Origin of the sequence: Streptomyces lateritius, assembly GCF_014649715.1 — a bacterium.
Lineage (GTDB): Bacteria > Actinomycetota > Actinomycetes > Streptomycetales > Streptomycetaceae > Streptomyces > Streptomyces lateritius.
The window spans coordinates 111,914-129,835 of sequence record NZ_BMTO01000001.1 but is presented as its reverse complement, the minus strand read 5'-3'; the positions used below and the strand labels follow the sequence as shown (position 1 = coordinate 129,835).

Below are 17,922 nucleotides of genomic sequence, written 5' to 3'. Positions count from 1 at the left end.
CGCCGCGGCGTCCTGCAGGACACCACCGGCATCCAGCGCGGCTGACCCTCCGGCCCGCATGACGGCCCCTCGTCCGGAATCCCTTCCGGACGAGGGGCCGTTGTCGTACAGTCCGACCGGCGTTGACTGACGGATCGTCAGAAAGGTTGGTGGGGTCATGCGGCTCGGACTCGCCCTCGGCTACTGGGGGCGCGGCCCCGCCCCCACCCACGTCGAGCTGGCCCGCGAGGCCGAGCGGCTCGGGTACGCCTCCGTGTGGACGGCCGAGGCGTGGGGGTCCGACGCGTTCACCGCGCTGACCTGGATCGCCGCGCACACCACACGGATCAGGCTCGGCACCGCCGTCGCGCAGATGGCCGCGCGGACGCCGACGGCGACCGCCATGCACGCGCTCACGCTCGACCATCTCTCCGGGGGCCGGACGATGCTCGGGCTCGGCCTCTCCGGGCCTCAGGTCGTGGAGGGCTGGTACGGACGCCCCTTCCCTCGCTCCCCCCTGACCGCGACCCGCGAGTACGTGGACGTGATCCGCCAGGTCCTGCGCCGCGAGGGGCCCGTCGCGCTCGACGGGCGCTTCCACTCCCACCCGTACGCCGGGGAGGACGGCACGGGGCTCGGCAAGGCGCTCAAGCCGATCACCCACCCGCTCCGGGCGGACCTGCCGATCCTGCTCGGCGCCGAGGGGCCGAAGAACATCGCGCAGACGCTCGCCATCGCCGACGGCTGGCTGCCGCTCTACTGGTCACCGACCCGCTGGGCCGAGGTGTACGCCCTGCCGGAACGCCTCCCCGATCGCTTCCTCGTCGCCCCGATGGTCCGCGCCCGGCTGTGCGACGACATCACCGAGGGACTACTGCCGGTCAAGGCGATGCTCGGCTTCTACATCGGCGGCATGGGCCACGCCGCCCGCAACTTCCACGCCGACCTGATGGGCCGCATGGGGTACGCCTCCGAAGCCCGGCACATTCAGGAGCTGTTCGCGGCCGGCCGTCGCGAGGAGGCGGTACTCGCCGTGCCGGACGCCTTCGCGGACGAGATCTCCCTCGTCGGCCCGCGGGAACGGATCGCCGAACGGCTGGACCTGTGGCGCGACGGCCCGGTCACCGACCTGTTGATCACGTCCCCGGACCCGGCCACGCTGCGCCTCCTCGCGGAACTCAACTCCTAGGCGGCGCCTCCGGTGCGTTGACGCCGTCGGAGCACATGGTGACCAGAGTGACGGCGCACCCGGCGACATGCCTGAGCACGCCTACCCGGATTCCGCGGTGAGGCCTGGTCCTCCGTCCCGGTCCCGATGATCAGGACCTCACAGGTCCCTCCCCAGGAGAAGGCACATCGTCTCGTAGCGACGGATCGACCCATCAGGCCCTTCCTCGTCCCAGGCGTCCGGCTTCCGCCCGTACACGGCGTAGCCCAAGCGCTCGTACAGGGCGCGAGCCCGAGGATTGTTCTCCTCCACGGCGAGTTCGGCCCTCGGCAGGCCGCGGTTCCTGATCCTCTGTTCAGCGGCTCGGACCAGCAGCGTGCCCAGGCCGCGGGACCGGAGTGCCGGGAGCACGGCGAGCTGCCACAGGGTTCCGGCTCCCTCGGACACCTGGTAGTCGATGCCACCGATCGCCACCGGCAGATCCACAGGGGTGCATACGGCCAGGTAGTCCGCCTCGCCGACCGCGGCGCGCGCCAACTCCCGCTCCACGTGGCGCAGGTGGGTGGCCGATCCCGACCAGGTGCATGCGGGCAGGTCTCGGGGCAGCAGGTCACGGACGCCGACCGGGAGGACGACGGTGGCATCGGTGGAGTCGTGTGCGGTGATCACGGCCATGAGCATGCCGATCACCGCAAGGGCACGGCCAGTGCTTTTCTCGGCACGTGCCGCACGGCCGACGGCAACCTTCTTCCGTCCGGCGGCGACAGGGGGACGAACCGTCCCCCACACGAACGGAAGCGACCGTGAGCAAGAACCGCACCCCCAAGGCCCGGCACCGCAGGCGTCGGGCGGGGCTGATCGTCGGGCTGCCGCTGGCCCTCGGTGCCGCAGGGGTCATGGCGTACGGCACCACGTTCGGCGTCTTCGGCGAGGACGCCGCGCCCGAGGCGTCGGCCGCCGGCGCACCCGCCTGGGCGACGGCCGTCGCCGACGGCTTCGCGTCGGTCGACGCCCTGGGGCAGAAGGGCACGTACGGAGGCCGGGGCGGCCGGACCGTCACCGTGAAGACCCTCGCCGACCTGGAGAAGTACGCGACGGCGCCGGAGCCGTACGTCATCGTGGTCGCCGGCACGATCACCATGAACCCGGTGGGCAAGGAGATCAGGGTCGCCTCCGACAAGACGATCGTCGGCTCGGGGACCTCCGGCCACATCGTCGGGGGCGGCTTCTTCCTCGGGCAGGGCGTGCACAACGTCATCATCCGGAACCTGACGATCCGGGACGCGTACCAGGGCGTCTGGAACGACAAGGCGCACGACTTCGACGCCGTTCAGATGGACGGCGCCCATCACGTCTGGATCGACCACAACGATCTGCGGCACATGGCGGACGGACTCATCGACGTCCGCAAGGACAGCACCTACGTCACCGTGTCCTGGAACAAGCTCAGCCAGAACAACAAGACCTTCGGCATCGGCTGGACCGAGAACGTCGTCACCGACATCACGATCCACCACAACTGGATCCGCGAGACCGAGCAGCGCAATCCCTCCACGGACAACGCCGCCCACGCGCACCTCTACAACAACTTCCTGGAGGACGTGCCGGGCACGGGCATCACCTCGTCGTACGGCAACTACGCACGGGGGAGGACGAAGATGGTCCTGGAGAACTCCTCCTTCCAGGGCGTGAACAACCCCGTCACCAAGGACGCCGCCGCCTCCCTCGTCCAGCGCGGCAACCTCTTCTCCGCCACCGCCGGCCGCAACGAGAGCGGTGGCAGTGCCTTCGACCCGAAGGCGTTCTACGGCTACACCCTCGACAAGGCCGCCGACGTGCCCGCGCTCCTGAAGTCCGGCGCGGGGCCGCGCGCTTCCATCGGTACGGCATCGGCTTCAGCCGCTACGGCCGCCGCCACCACCCTCACCGTCGCCCAGGACGGCTCCGGCCAGTACCGGACCGTGCAGGCGGCCGTGAACGCCGTCCCGGTGAACAACCCCTCCCGGGTCGTCGTCCAGGTCAAGCCGGGCACGTACCGTGAGACGGTCAAGGTCCCCTCGAACAAGCCGCACGTCACGATCCAGGGCACGGGCGCCAGCCGCAAGGACACGGTCATCGTCTTCGGCAACGCGGCCGGCATGCGGAAGCCGGACGGCTCCGGCACGTACGGCACTCCGGGCAGCGCCACCGTCTCCGTCCAGTCCGACGACTCGCAGCTGCGCAACCTCACCGTCACCAACGACTTCGACGAGGCGAGCCACCAGGACATCGCCAACCAGGCGGTGGCGCTGCTGACGTCCGCCGACCGGATCGTCCTCGACGGCGTGATCGTCAACGGCGACCAGGACACCCTGGAGATGGAGACCGCCGCCAAGGACAAGCTCGGGCGCGTCTACGTCACCAACTCGTACATCACGGGGAACGTCGACTTCGTCTTCGGCCGGGCGACGGCCGTCATCGACCGGTCGGTCATCACCCTCAAGAAGCGCTGGAACGGCACCTCCGCCGGCTACATCACCGCTCCGAGCACGCCCGCCGGCCGCAAGGGCATCCTGATCAACCGCTCCACCGTCAACGGCGACGTGGCCGCGGGCAGCTTCTTCCTGGGCCGCAACTGGCACCCCGGCGGGGACACGACCGTCGACCCGCAGGCGACGGTCCGCAACAGCACGCTCAGCGCGGCGATCAAGACCACGCCCTGGACCGACATGGGCGGCTTCTCCTGGAAGGACGACCGGTTCGCGGAGTACCGGAACACCGGTCCGGGCGCGGGTTCGGGCGCGTCGAGCGTCGACCGTCCGCAGCTGACGGACGCGCAGGCGGCGGACCAGAAGGTCGCGGACTGGCTCGGCGGCTGGAACCCCACCGCCTGACAGAGGAGGCGCGGGCGCCGCTGAGGCCCTCAGCCGCCGAGCTGGGAGGTGCTCGGCACCTTGTCGGTCACCTCGGCGCCCGCGCTCTTCCCGGCGTCCTTCACGCTGTTGATGACGTTCTCGAGGGCACCGACGTCCGCCTCGCTCGCCTCGCCCTTCCTCAGCTTCGTCCCGAGGTCCTTCAGCGAGTCGATGCCCGCCGTCAGCGGCGCCACCGCCTTCGAGAGCAGCGCGTCGCCCTTGGCGTTGTTCACCGCCGCCTTGAGCCGGTTGTACGCGAACGTGCCCGCCAGGCCCGCCTTCACCAGGGCGAAGGCCCGGCCGTCGGCACCCTTCTTGAATTTCCCCTCGCGGTACGGCTTCACGATCCACTGGTACGTGGCGCCGGCCGCGAGGCCGGCGTTGGCCACGAACCGGGTCTTGGCGAGCCGCTGCTGCTCGAAGGAGGCGGTGCTCGTCGGTGTCGCGCTCCCGTTCGCGCCCGGCTCGCCGTCACCCCCGCACGCGGCCGTGGTCGCGAGAAGCGCACAGGACAGGAACAGGGCCACGAGGGCGCGGCGCAGTCGTGTCGGGGCGGATGTGGGCACGGCGGGACCTCCCTGGGGGCTTTGGCGTCAGCCTCGCCCCGGGGCCGGCGTTCCACCACCCGGGCGACTCCGAACGGGTTTCGAACGGCAACGCCCGGTAACACGAGCCGCATGACTTCCGGACGGAGTAACACCACGCAGGCGGCGAGGGTGATCAGCGTCGTCGCCGATGTCATGGCCGCGATCATCGGCCTCTGGATCCTGATGTACGTGCTGGGTGCCAACCGGGCCAACGGGTTCGTGGAGTTCATCCGGGACGTGGCGAGCTGGCTGGCGGGCTGGTCGCACGACCTGTTCACCTTCGACGAGGCATGGGCACGGGTGGTCGCCGGCTACGGTCTCGCCGCCGTGGTGTACCTCGTCGTCGGCCACATGGTGGCGGGCCGCCTGCTGCGCCGTCACTGACGCCCGCCACTGACGCACGGGAAGCCTGAAACAGCCGGGACACCCGGACCCCCCGGGGCGTCAGGCGCCGCAGCAGTCCGGTTCCAGGCCCCTCGGCAGCCGCTCGCCTCCGAAGACCGCCCCGGTCGCCTCGTCGCCGCCCAGCGCCGCCACGGCGAGGAGGAGCGAGCCGGCCGTCCAGGTGGTGAGTTCCTCGGGCCACACGGCCCTGTCGCCCTCGAAGACGTACCCGGTCCAGTACATGCCGCCCTCGGCGCGCAGGTGCTGGATGGACTGCAGGATCTCCAGGGCCCGGTCGGACTCCCCCGTCACCCAGAGCGCGAGGGCGAGTTCGCAGCTCTCGCCGCCCGTCACCCACGGGTTGGGCAGCACGCAGCGCACACCGAGCCCGGGGACGACGAACTCGTCCCAGCGCGCGGCGATCCGGGCGGTGGCCGCGGCTCCCGTCAGCGCGCCGCCGAGGACCGGGTAGTACCAGTCCATGGAGTAGCGGGACTTGTCGAGGAAGCGCTCGGGGTGGTTGCGGATCGCGTGGCCGAGCGCACCGGCCGCCAGCTCCCAGTCGGGCTGCGGCTCCTCGCGCTCGTCGGCGATGGCGAGCGCGCAGCGCAGCGCCTGGTGGATCGAGGAACTGCCGGTCAGCAGCGCGTCCGTGATCGGTGTCCCGTCCGCCTCGCGCTTCCAGCCGATCTGGCCGCCCGGCTGCTGCAGGGCGAGCACGAACTCGACGGCGGCGAAGACGACGGGCCACATCCGGTCGAGGAAGGCGTCGTCGCCGGTGGCGAGGTAGTGGTGCCAGACGCCGACGGCGACGTAGGCGACGAAGTTGGTCTCCCGGCCCTCGTCGGTGACGTTCGTCGGGTCGCCGTCGCGGTAGGCCGCGTACCAGGAGCCGTCGAGGTTCTGGTGCCGTGCCAGCCACTCGTACGCCCGGGTGGCCGCCGCGTGTTCGCCGGCGGTGTCCAGGGCCATGGCGGCCTCGACGTGGTCCCAGGGGTCGAGGTGGTGGCCGCGGAACCACGGGATGGCGCCGTCCTCGCGCTGGGCGGCGAGTATTCCTGTGACGGTCTCCGCGGCCTGCTCGGCGGTGAGGACGCCGGGCAGGAGGAGGTGCTCGGCGATCCGCTCGGGACTCGTCACGCGTCACCCTTGGGCAGGTGGGGCTTGGTCGCGTACGCCACGAAGCTCTTGCCGACGACCGGGTTGAGCAGCTGCTCGGCGACCCGGGTCAGGGCGGGCTTCTTCATGATGTCCCAGACCAGGAGCTTGTGGTACGCCCGGACGGGCAGCGCCTTGTCGTTGTCCACGCCGAAGGCGCACTTCAGCCACCAGTACGGCGAGTGCAGCGCGTGCGCGTGGTGGGTGCCGTACGGCTTGAGGCCGGCCTGGCGGATCTTGGCGAGGAGCTCGTCGGCCTTGTAGATGCGGATGTGTCCGCCCTCGACCTCGTGGTAGGCGTCGGAGAGGCTCCAGCAGATCTTCTCGGGGCCGTAGCGCGGGACGGTGACGGCGATCCGGCCGCCGGGCTTCAGGACGCGGACCATCTCCGCGAGCACGCCCTTGTCGTCCGGGATGTGCTCCATGACCTCGGAGATGATGACGACGTCGAAGGACTCGTCGGGGAAGGGCAGGTTGAGCGCGTCGCCCTCCATGGCGGTGGCGGTCGCGCCGGCCGGGGCCTCGCCGGCCTCCTTCATCGCCGCGAACCACTTGGCGACCTCGCGGATCTCCTCGCCGTTCTGGTCGAGGGCCACGACCTGGGCGCCGCGCCGGTAGCACTCGAAGGCGTGCCGGCCCGCACCGCAGCCCAGGTCGAGCACGCGGTCGCCGGGGGCGAGCGGGAAGCGGGTGAAGTCGACGGTCAGCACGGGGTCTGCCCTTCCGGAGGGATGGCGGTACGAGAGTGGCGGGGTGGGTGGTGGTGCGGGGGCGTCGGCGAGGCCGTCACGTACGGGCTCCGTGGCGGGCTGCGCTGTCGGCCCCTCGGGGGGCTCCGCTGCGCGCGATGGCCTCACGGTAGAGGTCCGCGGTGCCCTGGGCGGCCCTGGCCCAGGTGAAGTTGGCCAGAACCCGTGCGCGTCCCGCGGCTCCCAGGCGGGCCCGCAGGTCCGCGTCACCGAGCAGCCGGGCGAGCGCGGCCGAGAGGGCGCCCGCGTCGCCGGGGGGCACGGCCAGGCAGGTTTCGCCGTCCGGCCCCGCGACCTCGGGGATCGCGCCGCCGGTGGTGGCGACGAGCGGGGTCCCGGTGGCCATGGCCTCGGCGGCGGGCAGCGAGAACCCCTCGTACAGGGACGGCACGCAGGCGACCTGAGCGGAGCGCACGAGGTCCACCAGTTCGGCGTCGGAGATGCCCTTGACGAACTCGACCGCGTCCTGGAGTCCGTACCGTTCGATGGCCTGCGCGACCGGCCCGTCCTCGGCGCGCCTGCCGACGACGACGAGGTGGGCGGCCGGGTTCTCGGTGCGGAGCTTGGCGAGAGCCTCGACGAGGTGGATCAGGCCCTTGAGGGGGACGTCGGCGCTGGAGGTCGTGACGATCCGGCCGGGGATCTCGGCGACGGCCGGGTCCGGCGACCAGAGGGCGGTGTCGGCGCCGATGTGGACGACTTGGATGCGGTCCTCGCGGACGCCGAGGTGGTCGACGATCTCCTGGCGGGAGGTGCCGGAGACGGTCAGGACCGAGGGCAGGCGGCGGGCCACCCGCTTCTGCATCCGGGTGAAGGCGTACCAGCGGCGGACGGAGGCGCGGCGCTTCCAGTCGGCGGCGGCTTCGAGTTCGAGCTGCCGGTCGACGGTGATGGGGTGGTGGATCGTGGTGACCAGGGGCGCGCCCAGGTCTCCCAGGAGTCCGTAGCCCAGTGTCTGGTTGTCGTGGACGACGTCGAAGTCGCCGCGGCGGGCGGCGAGCATGCGCCGGGCCCGCAGGGAGAAGGTCAGGGGCTCGGGGAAGCCGCCGGTCCACATCGTGGCGACCTCGAGGGCGTCGATCCAGTCGCGGTACTCGTCGCGCCCGGGCGTACGGAACGGGTCCGGCGAGCGGTAGAGGTCGAGGCTGGCGAGCTCGGTGAGCGCAACGCCTTCGTCCAGGGTGGGGTACGGCTGCGAGCCGACGACCTCGACGTGGTGGCCGAGCCGGGCGAGTTCGCGGGAGAGGTGCCGTACGTAGACGCCCTGGCCGCCGCAGAACGGGTTCCCCTTGTACGTGAGGAGAGCGATCCGCAACGGACGGTCACCTTCCCCGCCCGCGTCCCGAGCGACGGCCGGGGAGGCAGCCGGGGAGGCGCCCTGGCGGGGGCCTGCTTCTATGGCCTCAGCGGTCACTCGCGGCCCCCTTCGAGCTTGCGTTTCGCGGGAGCGTAACCGCTCGCGCTAATCTAGAACAAGTTTCAGACTTGATCGTTCTTGATCGTTCAAGGAGCACTGAATCTACCGGCAGGTAGTCGTGCCGTAAGAGGCGCACCAGGTGATTCGCGCCACGGCGGCCGCCTCGCCATACTGTCGCTCCTCCACCGCACGGAACGGGACCTGATGACCGCGGAAGACAGACCGGCCTCGCCGCCCCTGACAGAGCGCCAGGAGGCGCGTCGGCGCCGCATCCTGCACGCCAGCGCGCAGCTGGCCGGGCGGGGCGGTTTCGACGCCGTACAGATGCGCGAGGTCGCCGAGGCGGCCGGGGTGGCCCTGGGTACGCTCTACCGCTATTTCCCCTCCAAGATCCATCTGCTGGTCGCGACGATGCAGGACCAGCTCCAGCGCATGCACACGACGCTGCGCAAGCGCCCGCCGGCGGGCGAGAACGCGGCGGATCGGGTCGCCGAGACGCTGATGCGGGCGTTCCGGGCGCTCCAGCGGGAGCCACAGCTCGCGGACGCGATGGTGCGGGCTCTGACGTTCGCGGACCGGAGCGTGAGCCCCGAGGTGGACACGGTCTCGCGGCTGACGACGGCGATCATCCTGGACGCGATGGGGCTCGAGCACCCGACGCCGCAGCAGCTGTCGGCGGTGCGGGTGATCGAGCACACCTGGCACTCGGCCCTGATCACCTGGCTGTCGGGGCGGGCCTCGATCGCGCAGGTGAAGATCGACATCGAGACCGTCTGCCGGCTGATCGACCTGACGGCGTCACCGTCCCGACCGGCCCCGGCGGCCGGCCCGACGGCGCGGTCCGGCCGCACGGCGCCGGTCTGACCGACCGCCGGCGGAGTCGAGTCGGCCGCTTGTCGGCAGTCGCTACGACTTCTTGTTCTGCTCCAGGTCGGCCTTGAACAGCGCCGCGCACTCGGCGGAGTTGTCGGAGGCGATGAACATCACCATCGCGAAGCCGGTGGCGCCGTGGTTGCTGGCCTTGAGGGTCCAGTTCTCCTTGTCCAGCGTCTTGATGGTGGAGCCGTTCTGCTCGAATTTCTGGCCCTCCTTCCAGCCGCCGCCGGACAGCGTCTTCACCGTGGCGTCGTAGGACTTCTTCGGGTCCGCCGCCTTCTTCGCGTCGGCCGTCCAGGACACCATGCAGTCCTTCAGCTTCGCCGGGACGTCCTCGCCGGAGGAGTCCTGCGTGAAGCCCGCCGCCGTGGCCGCGTCCGTGATCTCCTTGGTCACCGCGTCCGCGTCCAGGCTGCCGCCCGCCTCCGAACCGCCGCCGCCGGTGGAGCCGGACGAGGACCCCGCCGAGGAACCGCCGGACGAGCCACCGCGCTTGCCCGAACCGCCCTCGCCGCCGCAGCCCGCGACCAGCAACACCACACCGGCGGCCGCGGCCACCCACTTCGCCTTGCGCACAACTCTCCCGATCCTGGGTGCACGCGGGCCTGTCGCCCCCGTGATCAAGACAGAAGTTTTGCACGCGGGAACGGCTCCCCGCCTACTCCTCGGGCGGGAAGACCGGCTCCCCGCCGTCGAGCAGGGTGATCAGGATCGCCTCGACCGGGCATCCCTCAGCCGCCGCGAGCACGCTCTCGTTCGCGTCGGCCTCCGGCCGGGTGGGGTGCGACTGGCGGGCGGTGTCGAGCCGGAAGCCGTCCGGGGCGTGGTTGACGCACATGCCGGAGCCGATGCACACCCCCCGGTCGACCTCCACGTGCCAGCGGTCGCCCATCACGCACCACCCGGCCCCTCGTACCCCGCCGGGAGGTGGACCATCTTGTGCTCCAGGTACTCCCCGAAGCCCTCCGGACCGAACTCCCGGCCCAGGCCGGAGTTCTTGTAGCCGCCGAAAGGACCGAGCATGTCCAGGCTGAAGGTGTTGACGTTGAAGGTGCCCGTCCGCACCTGGCGGGCGAAGTCGATGCCGTGCTCCACGTCGCCGGTCCAGACGCTGCCGCTGAGCCCGTAGTCGGAGTCGTTCGCGATCCGCAGCGCCTCGCTCTCGTCCCCGTACGGAAGCAGACAGACGACCGGCCCGAAGATCTCCTCGCGGGCGATCCGCATCGCGTTGTCGACGCCTCCGAAGAGGGTCGGCTCGACGTACCAGCCGCGCTCCAGGCCGGCCGGGCGGCCGCCGCCCGCGAGGACCTTGGCGCCCTCCTCCTGGCCGATCCCGATGTAGTCGAGCGACCGCTGCCGCTGCCGCCGGGCGACGAGCGGGCCGACCTGGGTCGCGGGGTCGAGCGGGTCGCCGACGACCAGCGCCCCGGCGGCCGCGGCCAACGCCTCGGCGATCTCCTCGTACCTGCCGCGCGGCGCGAGGACGCGGGTCTGGGCGACGCACGCCTGACCGTTGTTCAGCCAGGCCGCCGGGACGATCCCGGCGACGGCCGACTCCAGATCGGCGTCCGGCAGGATCACGGCCGCGGACTTGCCACCGAGTTCGAGGGTGACGCGGGTGAGGTTGCGGGAGGCGACCTCCATCACCCGCTTCCCGGCCGCGACCGATCCGGTGAAGGACACCTTGTCGACGCCGGGGTGCCCGACCAGGTACTCGCTGACCTCGCGGTCGGCGGGCAGGATCGACAGCACGCCCTCGGGGAGCCCGGCCTCGGTCGCGATGTCGGCGAGGATGTACGAGTCGAGCGGGGCCTCCGGCGACGGCTTGAGGACCACCGTGCAGCCGGCGAGCAGGGCGGGCCCGAGCTTGGCGGCGGCCGTGAACTGCGGCACGTTCCACGGCACGACCGCCGCGACCACCCCCACGGGCTCCCTCCGCACCAGGATCGGCCCGAGCACCCCGGCGCGCTGCCTCTCGTACGGGAAGTCGCGCGCGACGGTGATGGCCGCGTCCCAGACCATCATCGCGCCGAGCGCCTGGGCGAGAACGCTCCAGGAGTACGGGGAGCCGTTCTGGGCGCTGACGGATCGGGCGATCTCCTCGTGGCGTACGGCGACGGCGTCCTTGATCCGCGTGACGACCTCGATCCGCTCCGCGACACTCATCCGCGGCCAGGGCCCGTGGTCGAACGCCTCCCGGGCGGCGGCGACGGCCCGGTCGACATCGGCCTCGGAGGCGTGCGGGACGCGGCCGATGACCTCTTCGGTGTGGGGCGAGACCACCTCGATGACGTCCGTCCCGAGCGGATCGGTCAACTTCCCGCCGATGTACAGCTTTCCGTGCTCCACAAGCTCGGTCATGACCGACTGCCTCCAGGAACCCGCGACGTTTACTGACTGTGTTTCAGAACTGATACCAGTTCTAGTTATAGGGGGCAATGCTGCGGACGGGTTGGGCCCCCACCAGCCACTTTGCGACTGGTGGGGGCCTTCGTCATGCCGCTTGGGCCGCCTCTGGGCCGTCAGGCGCCCCGCCAACCCCCTGATACACGTTGTCGACGGCCTCCCGGGTCCGGCTCTCGCGCTCGGCATGAGGTGCGTGTACACCTGCAGCGTGAACCCCGGGTCCGCGTGCCCGAGGTAACCGCTCAGCGCCTTGATGTTCTCCCCCGCGTCCAGCAGGACCGAGGTGTAGAAGTGCCTGAGCGCGCGCATGCCGTCCTCCCGCGACTCCTGCACCCTCTCCCCCGGTTCAGGCTCGGGAAGGAATCCTGCGGCCACCAGGGCAGGCTTCCAGGCGGCAGTGTTGAAGTAGTGCCGGACGACAGCCCTGCCCTCCTCCGTGGTGCAGATCAGCCTCTTGGTCACCATCGGCCCGTCCGTGGTGAGCCACGGCAGCGTGACCTCGGTCGGCGGGAACCGCTCCATGCGCGCGGCGACGCCACCCGCTTGAACAGGGGAACGTCACGGACCTTGCCTCGCTTCGGCGGTGCGAAGACCGCACGGCCGCCGCTCAACTTCACCTGATAGCCGACGGGCAGCCACCCAGTGAGGAAGCCGGCCTCATCCACGGGGAGCCCGAAGATCTCTCCCTGTCGGAGAGCCTCGAAGATCATGGCCCCAACGTCGTGCTTTATCAGGCAGGTCCACAGACTGCCCGACGCGCCGGAAGCTTACGGGGCCATGACCACTCGCGCCAAAGCAGCTCCCGGCCAACGTCGTTCCGCCGACTTCATTCATCAACAGCAGGGCACAAGACAGTCACCGGCCCCATCAAGGCTGATGCGCCTCTTCCTCGGCGCGTGGACTCGCTTGCGCGCCTTAAGGGCTGGGCAGGTGATCGAGCGCGTGGGCAAGAGTCAGCGCAGCCAGAGACATTCCGTCCTCAATGCGCCCCTGGGCTACCCAATGCCATAGCTCTCGGATGTGGAGCCAGCGCACGGCAGCGACTTCTTGCACATCAACTGCTTGCCCCGTGGGGTCGTTGACTCGGGCGAGGACTATGGCAACCCGGGTCGCCAACAGTCCTGAATCTGGTGTCATCACGCCCAAGAGTTCGAATTCGGCGTCTTGCACGCCAAGCTCTTCGTGGAGTTCCATCCGGGCAGTGACGAGGGGATCGCGATCGTGGGAGAAACCGCGAGGCAAGCCCCACTGCCATGATTTCACCGGGTATCGGTATGTCTGGACGAGCCCGACGGTTATCCCATGGATGGGCAATATCACGACGCCTGGACCTTCACCGCGATTTGCGATTCTCAAGTACCGACCAGAGGTGCCGTCCGGGAACTCCACCTCGTCATCGAAGACCTGGGCGAAGCGATTCGCATAGGCGAGAACTTCGCGCCTTCGGCGGATGGGCTCGGGGCGTCCCGGGTTTCTCAAAGCTGTTATCCCCTCACGTCGACGACTCTTCCGAGTGCATGGGCCCGACGCCGCGTGCCCTGCCAGCGGCGGACGGATTGAACTCCCTTTTGGGCAACGGTAGGGGCAACTGCCCCGATGGCTATTGCAGGGAATTCGAGGATACCCGGAAATTGCCAGAGCGCGGCCGCAATTGCAGGTCCGGCGGAACCGCTGCCGGTAAGGAAAACCTGAACTCCAAATTTTCCTACCAGGCCAGCATCACCCTGACCGCCGAGGATGGAGGCGACGCAGGCGAGATGAGCATCAAGTGCCTTCCGGGCGGCCGCAGCGTCCTCTGCCGCAGCCAACTTGTCCAGCCCCTTCCAGAAGGGCGACCGGGCCCGGCCCGAACCTCCCCGCTGCGCCCGAGCGTCAAGGAGAGCGGCGATGGCGTCTACCGCGCTGTCCCTCAGATTCGACAACTGGTCACGGGTCTGATTCTCCGTGACGGCGGCTTGCGAATTGAGCCGCACTTCGAACAACGGATGTTCCTCTGATTCGCCTACCGATACGTCCTGGCGTGGCAACCAAGCTGCTTGGTGCGCTCCCGAACGATATTGCGCGATCGCGAGCTCTTGCGCGATCGCGCGTGAGATGAGGACCCGGTCCCCGACGGCTACGTCAGTACTGAAGGTCGCGGGCGCAACTCCGATAGAATCAGCCACGATCGCATTGTACAAAGTGTCGACGAACTCGATTACTAGATCGAGAGTACTTTTGCTTCCGACGATTTCCTCGGGTGTCCGACGACCCGGATCGTTGGGCCACGGGTCTCGGAGTCGGAGTCGACTGCGTTCGCCGAACGCCTGCGAACGCGTAGGATCAAGGCGGCGAATCGCGTTCACGAGCTCTGCATGCACCTCGCGGAAAGGTTCGGGAAGAGACTGCGCCGTTCGGCCCATTGGGGATGCCTCCTCAATGGTGGAGGCGAGCAGCTCTCCCAGCCCCAATGGTGCCGCTGAGGGGTTTGCCCTGATTCGGGGCAGACCTCGGAATTCCGCACGAATATCGTTTAGCGCCTGCGCCCGATCGACCCCTATCCAGTCGCTATTGAGTAGGCGATCGAGGTTCTCGGACTGCCAGCGAACGTCACCAGGATCAAGACCGTACTGTTCCGGCTTGTGGAGTTCTGGCAGCAAAGAACTAAAAAATGGGCGATTCTCATCGAAGGTGCGGCTGAGCATGCCTGCTATGGCATCTTCGAAGGAATCCACCCTGGAGAGATGAATCCGAAAAGGGTGTTCATCGATGGCTACCCTATTGCGGACCTGGAGTACTGTGCGTGCGACACTGAGAAATCCAATGGAATCGAATGCATAGGACTGAGGAACGACGACGTCGCGCCCAAGTGCAAGCGTCATGAGTACTTCGACAAAGACCTGAAGCTCGTGGTCATCCCGTCGTTGCCGCTCGGAGTCCGAGACGTCAGTCGGACGTAGCCAGGGCATCCGCACAGAGTCGAGTGACTCCAGGTACTGGAGATCTTGACCGCCTGAGAAAGCCATATTCTCTCCCGAGATGCCAAGTGAGTCCAGCCACTACTTGAGGCTACCGCCAGGCCGTGGAGCGTACACATGAAGCTGCTCCCGGCGCGGACCATAGCCGCAGATGAAGGCCACACCAGCCTAAAGTCAAGTGTCCGCCCGAGTCGCCTCGGAGCGAAGAGGTCACATGCCACAGCCGTGGCAGATCAGGCGGTCAGCCACGGTCAATGGCGGGTTGCCCCAGTCGAGATGCCTCACTGACCTGGGCACTGTCCATCTGTGGACTGACCTGCGGGCCCCCTCAGTCCTACACCGCCAGGCTCGTAAAGCGGGGCTCATCGGTTCGAACTCAACAGGGGACCCTATGGCAAAGACCCCCAACCGGCCTCGGTTGGGGGTCTTTGCCATCTACGGGCTGCATCAACGGCTGTGGTCAAGGACCGTCGGGCCGCTTTCGGGTGAGCGGCCATTCCATGTGGGGCGCCTCATCGAGCCCCGCAACGGCATCCGCGCTGGGCCGTCTCCGGGCCGTGCAAGGGGGCCCGGAGGCGGCCGTCAACGACCAACAACGAGAGCCCGATCGCATGTCAGCAGCACCCTGAAGGCAACCCGATGCAGGCCACTCTGACGGGCAGTCAGTTCCCGTTATAGTGAGCAATGGTCGAGCGGGCGCCACGCCGTCGCGCAGAGATGAGGTCCCATGAACCAGGTGACCGGGCACGGCGGAGGCGTCTGGTCCCTCCGGGTGCCGATCCCGAACAACCCGCTCGGGCACACCCTGGTCCACGTCGTCGACACCGACCGCGGGCCCGTCCTGATCGACACCGGCTGGGACGACCCGGCTTCCTGGAGCGAGCTGACCGGAGGGCTCGACGCCCTCGGGCTGTCCGTGCGGGACGTGCACGGTGTCGTGATCACCCACCACCATCCCGACCACCACGGCCTGTCCGGCCGCGTGCGGGAGGAGTCCGGGGCCTGGATCGCGATGCACGCCGCCGACACCGCCGTCGTCCGCCGCACCCGTGCCTCCGAACCCGGCGCCTGGCTCGACTACCTCGCCCACAAGCTCGCCGCCGTCGGCGCACCCGAGGAACACACCGCCCCGCTCCGCGCCGCCCGCTCCTCCGGCCGCGTGCGCACCCTCCCGGGACTACGCTCGGCCCTCCCCGACCGCGAGATCGTCCCCGGCGAGCTCCTCGACCTCGCGGGGCGCCGGCTGCGCGCCGTCTGGACACCCGGCCACACGCCGGGCCACGTCTGCCTCCACCTGGAGGAGGAGCACCCCGCCCGGCTCCCCGGCCACGGCCGCCTCTTCTCCGGCGACCATCTGCTGCCCGGCATCTCCCCGCACATCGGCCTGTACGAAGACCCCGACGACGCCACCGTCACCGACCCCCTCGGCGACTACCTGGACTCGCTGGAGCGCATCGGCCGGCTCGGCGTCGCCGAGGTCCTCCCCGCCCACCAGTACGCCTTCCCGGACGCGGCCGGCCGGGTACGGGAACTGCTCGACCACCACGAGGAGCGGCTGACCGGCCTCCTCGCCCTGCTGGCGACCCCGCTCACCCCCTGGCAGCTCGCCGAGCGGATGGAGTGGAACCGGCCGTGGGAGCAGATCCCCCACGGCTCGCGGAACATCGCGGTCAGCGAGGCCGAGGCCCATGTGCGCCGCCTGGTGAAGCAGGGCCGCGCGGAGGCGATGGCGGGCACGGACCCGGTGACGTACGTGGCGGTGTAGCCGGGTGCGGGGCGCGGTGCGGCGCCCGCGTGCGGGGCGGAGGGCGCCCCTGGTGGGGCGCCCGGCCCGCTATGTGAGGCGCCTCGCACCCACCGCCCGGGCGGCGTACGGGCCGGTAGAGTGTGCGAGTCGTCATCACACCCGTACGGGGGGAAGCCGGTGGAAATCCGGCACTGACCCGCAACCGTGTGCCGCCCCCGGGCGGCGAGTCGGAATGCCCCGTCCGGGACGTGACCGCCGGCACCGTCGAGGAATACGGAGCCGAGCCTGGTGCCCTGAGCGTGCCGGTGCCCGGCCGCAGGAGAGGCCAGCACGCATGACCACCGTCCGCCGCGGCGCAGCCGCGTTCGCAGCCGCCGCAGTGCTCTGCGCGGCACTGGCCCCCGCCGCGTCCGCCGCACCCGCCCCCTCGGCCACTCCGGCGCCCGTGATCCCCGCCGGGCTCTACGGCACCAAGGACCCGGCCTACGACGGCGTCTGGCGCCAGTCGCTCGCGTTCATCGCCCAGCGGACGACCGGGGTGCAGCCCGCCGAGCAGGCCGTGACCTGGCTGCAGCGGCAGCAGTGCGACAGCGGCGCCTTCAGCTCGTACCGGCCGGATCCCGCCAAGTCCTGCGACCCGGCCACGATGCTGGACACGAACGCCACCGCCGTCGCCGTACACGCCCTCGCCGCGGTCAAGCCGGAGAGCGCCGACCCCGAGGCACTGGCCAAGGCCGTCAAGGCGGGCGCGGGCTGGCTGAAGGGGGTCCAGAACAAGGACGGCGGCTGGGGCTACAACCCTGGCAGCCCCAGCGACGCCAACTCGACCTCTCTCGTGATCGGCACGCTCGCCGCGCTGGGCCAGAAGCCGGGCGAGGTGAAATCCGCCGCAGGCAAGACGCCGTACGACGCGCTCCTCGGCTTCGCCGTCCCCTGCTCCACGAAGGACGGCGCGGGCGCCTTCGCCTACCAGCCCGACAAGAACGGCAAGCTCCTCGCGAACGCCGACGCGACCGCGGCGGCCACCCTCGCCGGCCTCGGCAAGGGCATCACCGCCCGCGGCGTGAAGCCCGAACAGTCCCCGACCTGCACGGACCTGGCCAAGCCCACCGCCGAGCGGGCCGCCCGCAACGGCGCCTCCCACCTCGCCGGCGCGCTCGCGAAGACCGGGCACCTGAACACCCCGCCGATGCCCGGCGCCGCCGACCCGGCCGTGCAGCCCGACTACGGCAACACCGCCGACGCGGTCGTCGCGCTCGCCGCGACCGGCGCCACGAAGGAGGCGACCGGGGCGCTGACCTGGCTGCAGAAGAACGCCCCCGCCTGGGCGAAGGAGAACGGCCCCGCCGCCTACGCCCAGTTGATCCTCGCAGCGAACGCGATGGGCGTCGACCCGCGGGCCTTCGGCTCGGTCGACCTCGTCAAGGAGCTCAGCGCCACCGGTCCGGCGCCGCAGTCCACGCCGGCGCCGACCGCGTCGGCGGGCGACCGTGCCGAGGACGGGAAGTCCGGCTCCTTCAACGTCTGGTGGATCATCGGCATCGGCACGGTCGTCGGTGTCGGCATCGGCTTCCTGGTGAGCGGCCGCAAGAAGTGAGTC

16 protein-coding genes and 1 pseudogene are annotated in these 17,922 nt (G+C 70.0%); 6 read left to right on the top strand and 11 right to left on the bottom strand.

The features are described 5' to 3' along the window. The first annotated feature begins 157 nt into the window (after window positions 1-157). Window positions 158-1,168, top strand: a complete 1,011-nt coding sequence (locus tag IE136_RS00645; protein ID WP_189599137.1) for an LLM class F420-dependent oxidoreductase — start codon at window positions 158-160, stop codon at window positions 1,166-1,168. 138 nt (window positions 1,169-1,306) lie between these two features. Here IE136_RS00645 and IE136_RS00640 read toward each other — a convergent pair whose 3' ends face one another. Beyond that, window positions 1,307-1,828, bottom strand: a complete 522-nt coding sequence (locus tag IE136_RS00640) for a GNAT family N-acetyltransferase (protein WP_189599136.1) — start codon at window positions 1,826-1,828, stop codon at window positions 1,307-1,309. A gap of 122 nt (window positions 1,829-1,950) precedes the next feature. Between IE136_RS00640 and IE136_RS00635 the strand changes: the two genes are divergently transcribed. Then, the gene (locus IE136_RS00635; protein ID WP_189599135.1) at window positions 1,951-4,020 is read left to right on the top strand and encodes a pectinesterase family protein; all 2,070 of its coding nucleotides are present in this window, start codon (window positions 1,951-1,953) and stop codon (window positions 4,018-4,020) included. A gap of 29 nt (window positions 4,021-4,049) precedes the next feature. Here the strand turns inward: IE136_RS00635 and IE136_RS00630 are convergent, their stop codons facing one another. Further along, window positions 4,050-4,607, bottom strand: a complete 558-nt coding sequence (locus IE136_RS00630; RefSeq protein ID WP_158986851.1) for a hypothetical protein — start codon at window positions 4,605-4,607, stop codon at window positions 4,050-4,052. Window positions 4,608-4,718: 111 nt separating this feature from the next. Between IE136_RS00630 and IE136_RS00625 the strand changes: the two genes are divergently transcribed. Further along, window positions 4,719-5,012 (top strand): hypothetical protein, encoded by a 294-nt coding sequence (locus IE136_RS00625; RefSeq protein WP_158986853.1) that lies wholly within the window; start codon window positions 4,719-4,721, stop codon window positions 5,010-5,012. 60 nt (window positions 5,013-5,072) lie between these two features. Here the strand turns inward: IE136_RS00625 and IE136_RS00620 are convergent, their stop codons facing one another. The 3 genes from IE136_RS00620 to IE136_RS00610 form a co-directional block, all read right to left on the bottom strand. Continuing rightward, on the bottom strand, window positions 5,073-6,152 hold the full coding sequence (locus IE136_RS00620; protein ID WP_189599134.1) for a prenyltransferase/squalene oxidase repeat-containing protein: 1,080 nt from the start codon (window positions 6,150-6,152) through the stop codon (window positions 5,073-5,075). Continuing rightward, window positions 6,149-6,880, bottom strand: a complete 732-nt coding sequence (locus IE136_RS00615; protein WP_158986857.1) for a class I SAM-dependent methyltransferase — start codon at window positions 6,878-6,880, stop codon at window positions 6,149-6,151. The genes IE136_RS00620 and IE136_RS00615 overlap by 4 nt, the downstream gene beginning before the upstream one ends. Window positions 6,881-6,956: 76 nt before the next feature. Beyond that, a complete protein-coding gene (locus IE136_RS00610) occupies window positions 6,957-8,333 on the bottom strand; it encodes a glycosyltransferase family 4 protein (RefSeq protein ID WP_189599133.1) in 1,377 nt (458 codons plus the stop codon). Window positions 8,334-8,540: 207 nt separating this feature from the next. On the opposite strand from IE136_RS00610, the gene IE136_RS00605 reads away from it, so the two are divergent. After that, entirely contained in the window at window positions 8,541-9,200 is a 660-nt protein-coding gene (locus tag IE136_RS00605) for a TetR family transcriptional regulator (protein WP_158986859.1), read from the top strand. A 42-nt stretch (window positions 9,201-9,242) separates the two neighbouring features. On the opposite strand, the gene IE136_RS00600 is transcribed toward IE136_RS00605, so the two are convergent. The 6 genes and pseudogenes from IE136_RS00600 to IE136_RS00580 form a co-directional block, all read right to left on the bottom strand. Beyond that, window positions 9,243-9,788 (bottom strand): hypothetical protein, encoded by a 546-nt coding sequence (locus IE136_RS00600; protein WP_189599132.1) that lies wholly within the window; start codon window positions 9,786-9,788, stop codon window positions 9,243-9,245. A gap of 82 nt (window positions 9,789-9,870) precedes the next feature. Next, window positions 9,871-10,104, bottom strand: coding sequence for a ferredoxin (locus tag IE136_RS00595; protein WP_158986863.1), 234 nt, complete (start codon window positions 10,102-10,104; stop codon window positions 9,871-9,873). After that, window positions 10,104-11,573: an aldehyde dehydrogenase gene (locus IE136_RS00590; RefSeq protein ID WP_189599131.1), complete on the bottom strand. Its 1,470-nt coding sequence runs from the start codon at window positions 11,571-11,573 to the stop codon at window positions 10,104-10,106. The genes IE136_RS00595 and IE136_RS00590 overlap by 1 nt, the downstream gene beginning before the upstream one ends. A gap of 133 nt (window positions 11,574-11,706) precedes the next feature. Then, window positions 11,707-12,313, bottom strand: a pseudogene (locus IE136_RS37015) (site-specific integrase); the annotation flags it as partial. Window positions 12,314-12,533: 220 nt separating this feature from the next. Further along, a complete protein-coding gene (locus IE136_RS00585; protein WP_229818612.1) occupies window positions 12,534-12,938 on the bottom strand; it encodes an NUDIX hydrolase in 405 nt (134 codons plus the stop codon). 164 nt (window positions 12,939-13,102) lie between these two features. Next, complete coding sequence (locus tag IE136_RS00580; RefSeq protein ID WP_229818577.1) at window positions 13,103-14,479, bottom strand: hypothetical protein; 1,377 nt, start codon at window positions 14,477-14,479, stop codon at window positions 13,103-13,105. Window positions 14,480-15,302: 823 nt separating this feature from the next. Between IE136_RS00580 and IE136_RS00575 the strand changes: the two genes are divergently transcribed. Both IE136_RS00575 and IE136_RS00570 read left to right on the top strand, forming a co-directional pair. Then, a complete protein-coding gene (locus IE136_RS00575) occupies window positions 15,303-16,340 on the top strand; it encodes a Strvi_7410 family MBL fold metallo-hydrolase (protein ID WP_189599130.1) in 1,038 nt (345 codons plus the stop codon). A gap of 316 nt (window positions 16,341-16,656) precedes the next feature. Beyond that, the gene (locus tag IE136_RS00570; RefSeq protein ID WP_158986873.1) at window positions 16,657-17,919 is read left to right on the top strand and encodes an SCO2321 family membrane protein; all 1,263 of its coding nucleotides are present in this window, start codon (window positions 16,657-16,659) and stop codon (window positions 17,917-17,919) included. The last annotated feature ends 3 nt before the right edge of the window (window positions 17,920-17,922 follow it).

Excerpts from the sequence above, each read along its gene's own strand:
- IE136_RS00645 (WP_189599137.1), top strand. The coding sequence starts at position 158 with ATGCGGCTCGGACTCGCCCTCGGCTACTGGGGGCGCGGCCCCGCCCCC.
- IE136_RS00640 (WP_189599136.1), bottom strand. The coding sequence starts at position 1,828 with ATGCTCATGGCCGTGATCACCGCACACGACTCCACCGATGCCACCGTC.
- IE136_RS00625 (WP_158986853.1), top strand. The coding sequence starts at position 4,719 with ATGACTTCCGGACGGAGTAACACCACGCAGGCGGCGAGGGTGATCAGC.
- IE136_RS00605 (WP_158986859.1), top strand. The coding sequence starts at position 8,541 with ATGACCGCGGAAGACAGACCGGCCTCGCCGCCCCTGACAGAGCGCCAG.
- IE136_RS00595 (WP_158986863.1), bottom strand. The coding sequence starts at position 10,104 with ATGGGCGACCGCTGGCACGTGGAGGTCGACCGGGGGGTGTGCATCGGC.
- IE136_RS00590 (WP_189599131.1), bottom strand. The coding sequence starts at position 11,573 with ATGACCGAGCTTGTGGAGCACGGAAAGCTGTACATCGGCGGGAAGTTG.
- IE136_RS00580 (WP_229818577.1), bottom strand. The coding sequence starts at position 14,479 with ATGACGCTTGCACTTGGGCGCGACGTCGTCGTTCCTCAGTCCTATGCA.
- IE136_RS00575 (WP_189599130.1), top strand. The coding sequence starts at position 15,303 with ATGAACCAGGTGACCGGGCACGGCGGAGGCGTCTGGTCCCTCCGGGTG.
- IE136_RS00570 (WP_158986873.1), top strand. The coding sequence starts at position 16,657 with ATGACCACCGTCCGCCGCGGCGCAGCCGCGTTCGCAGCCGCCGCAGTG.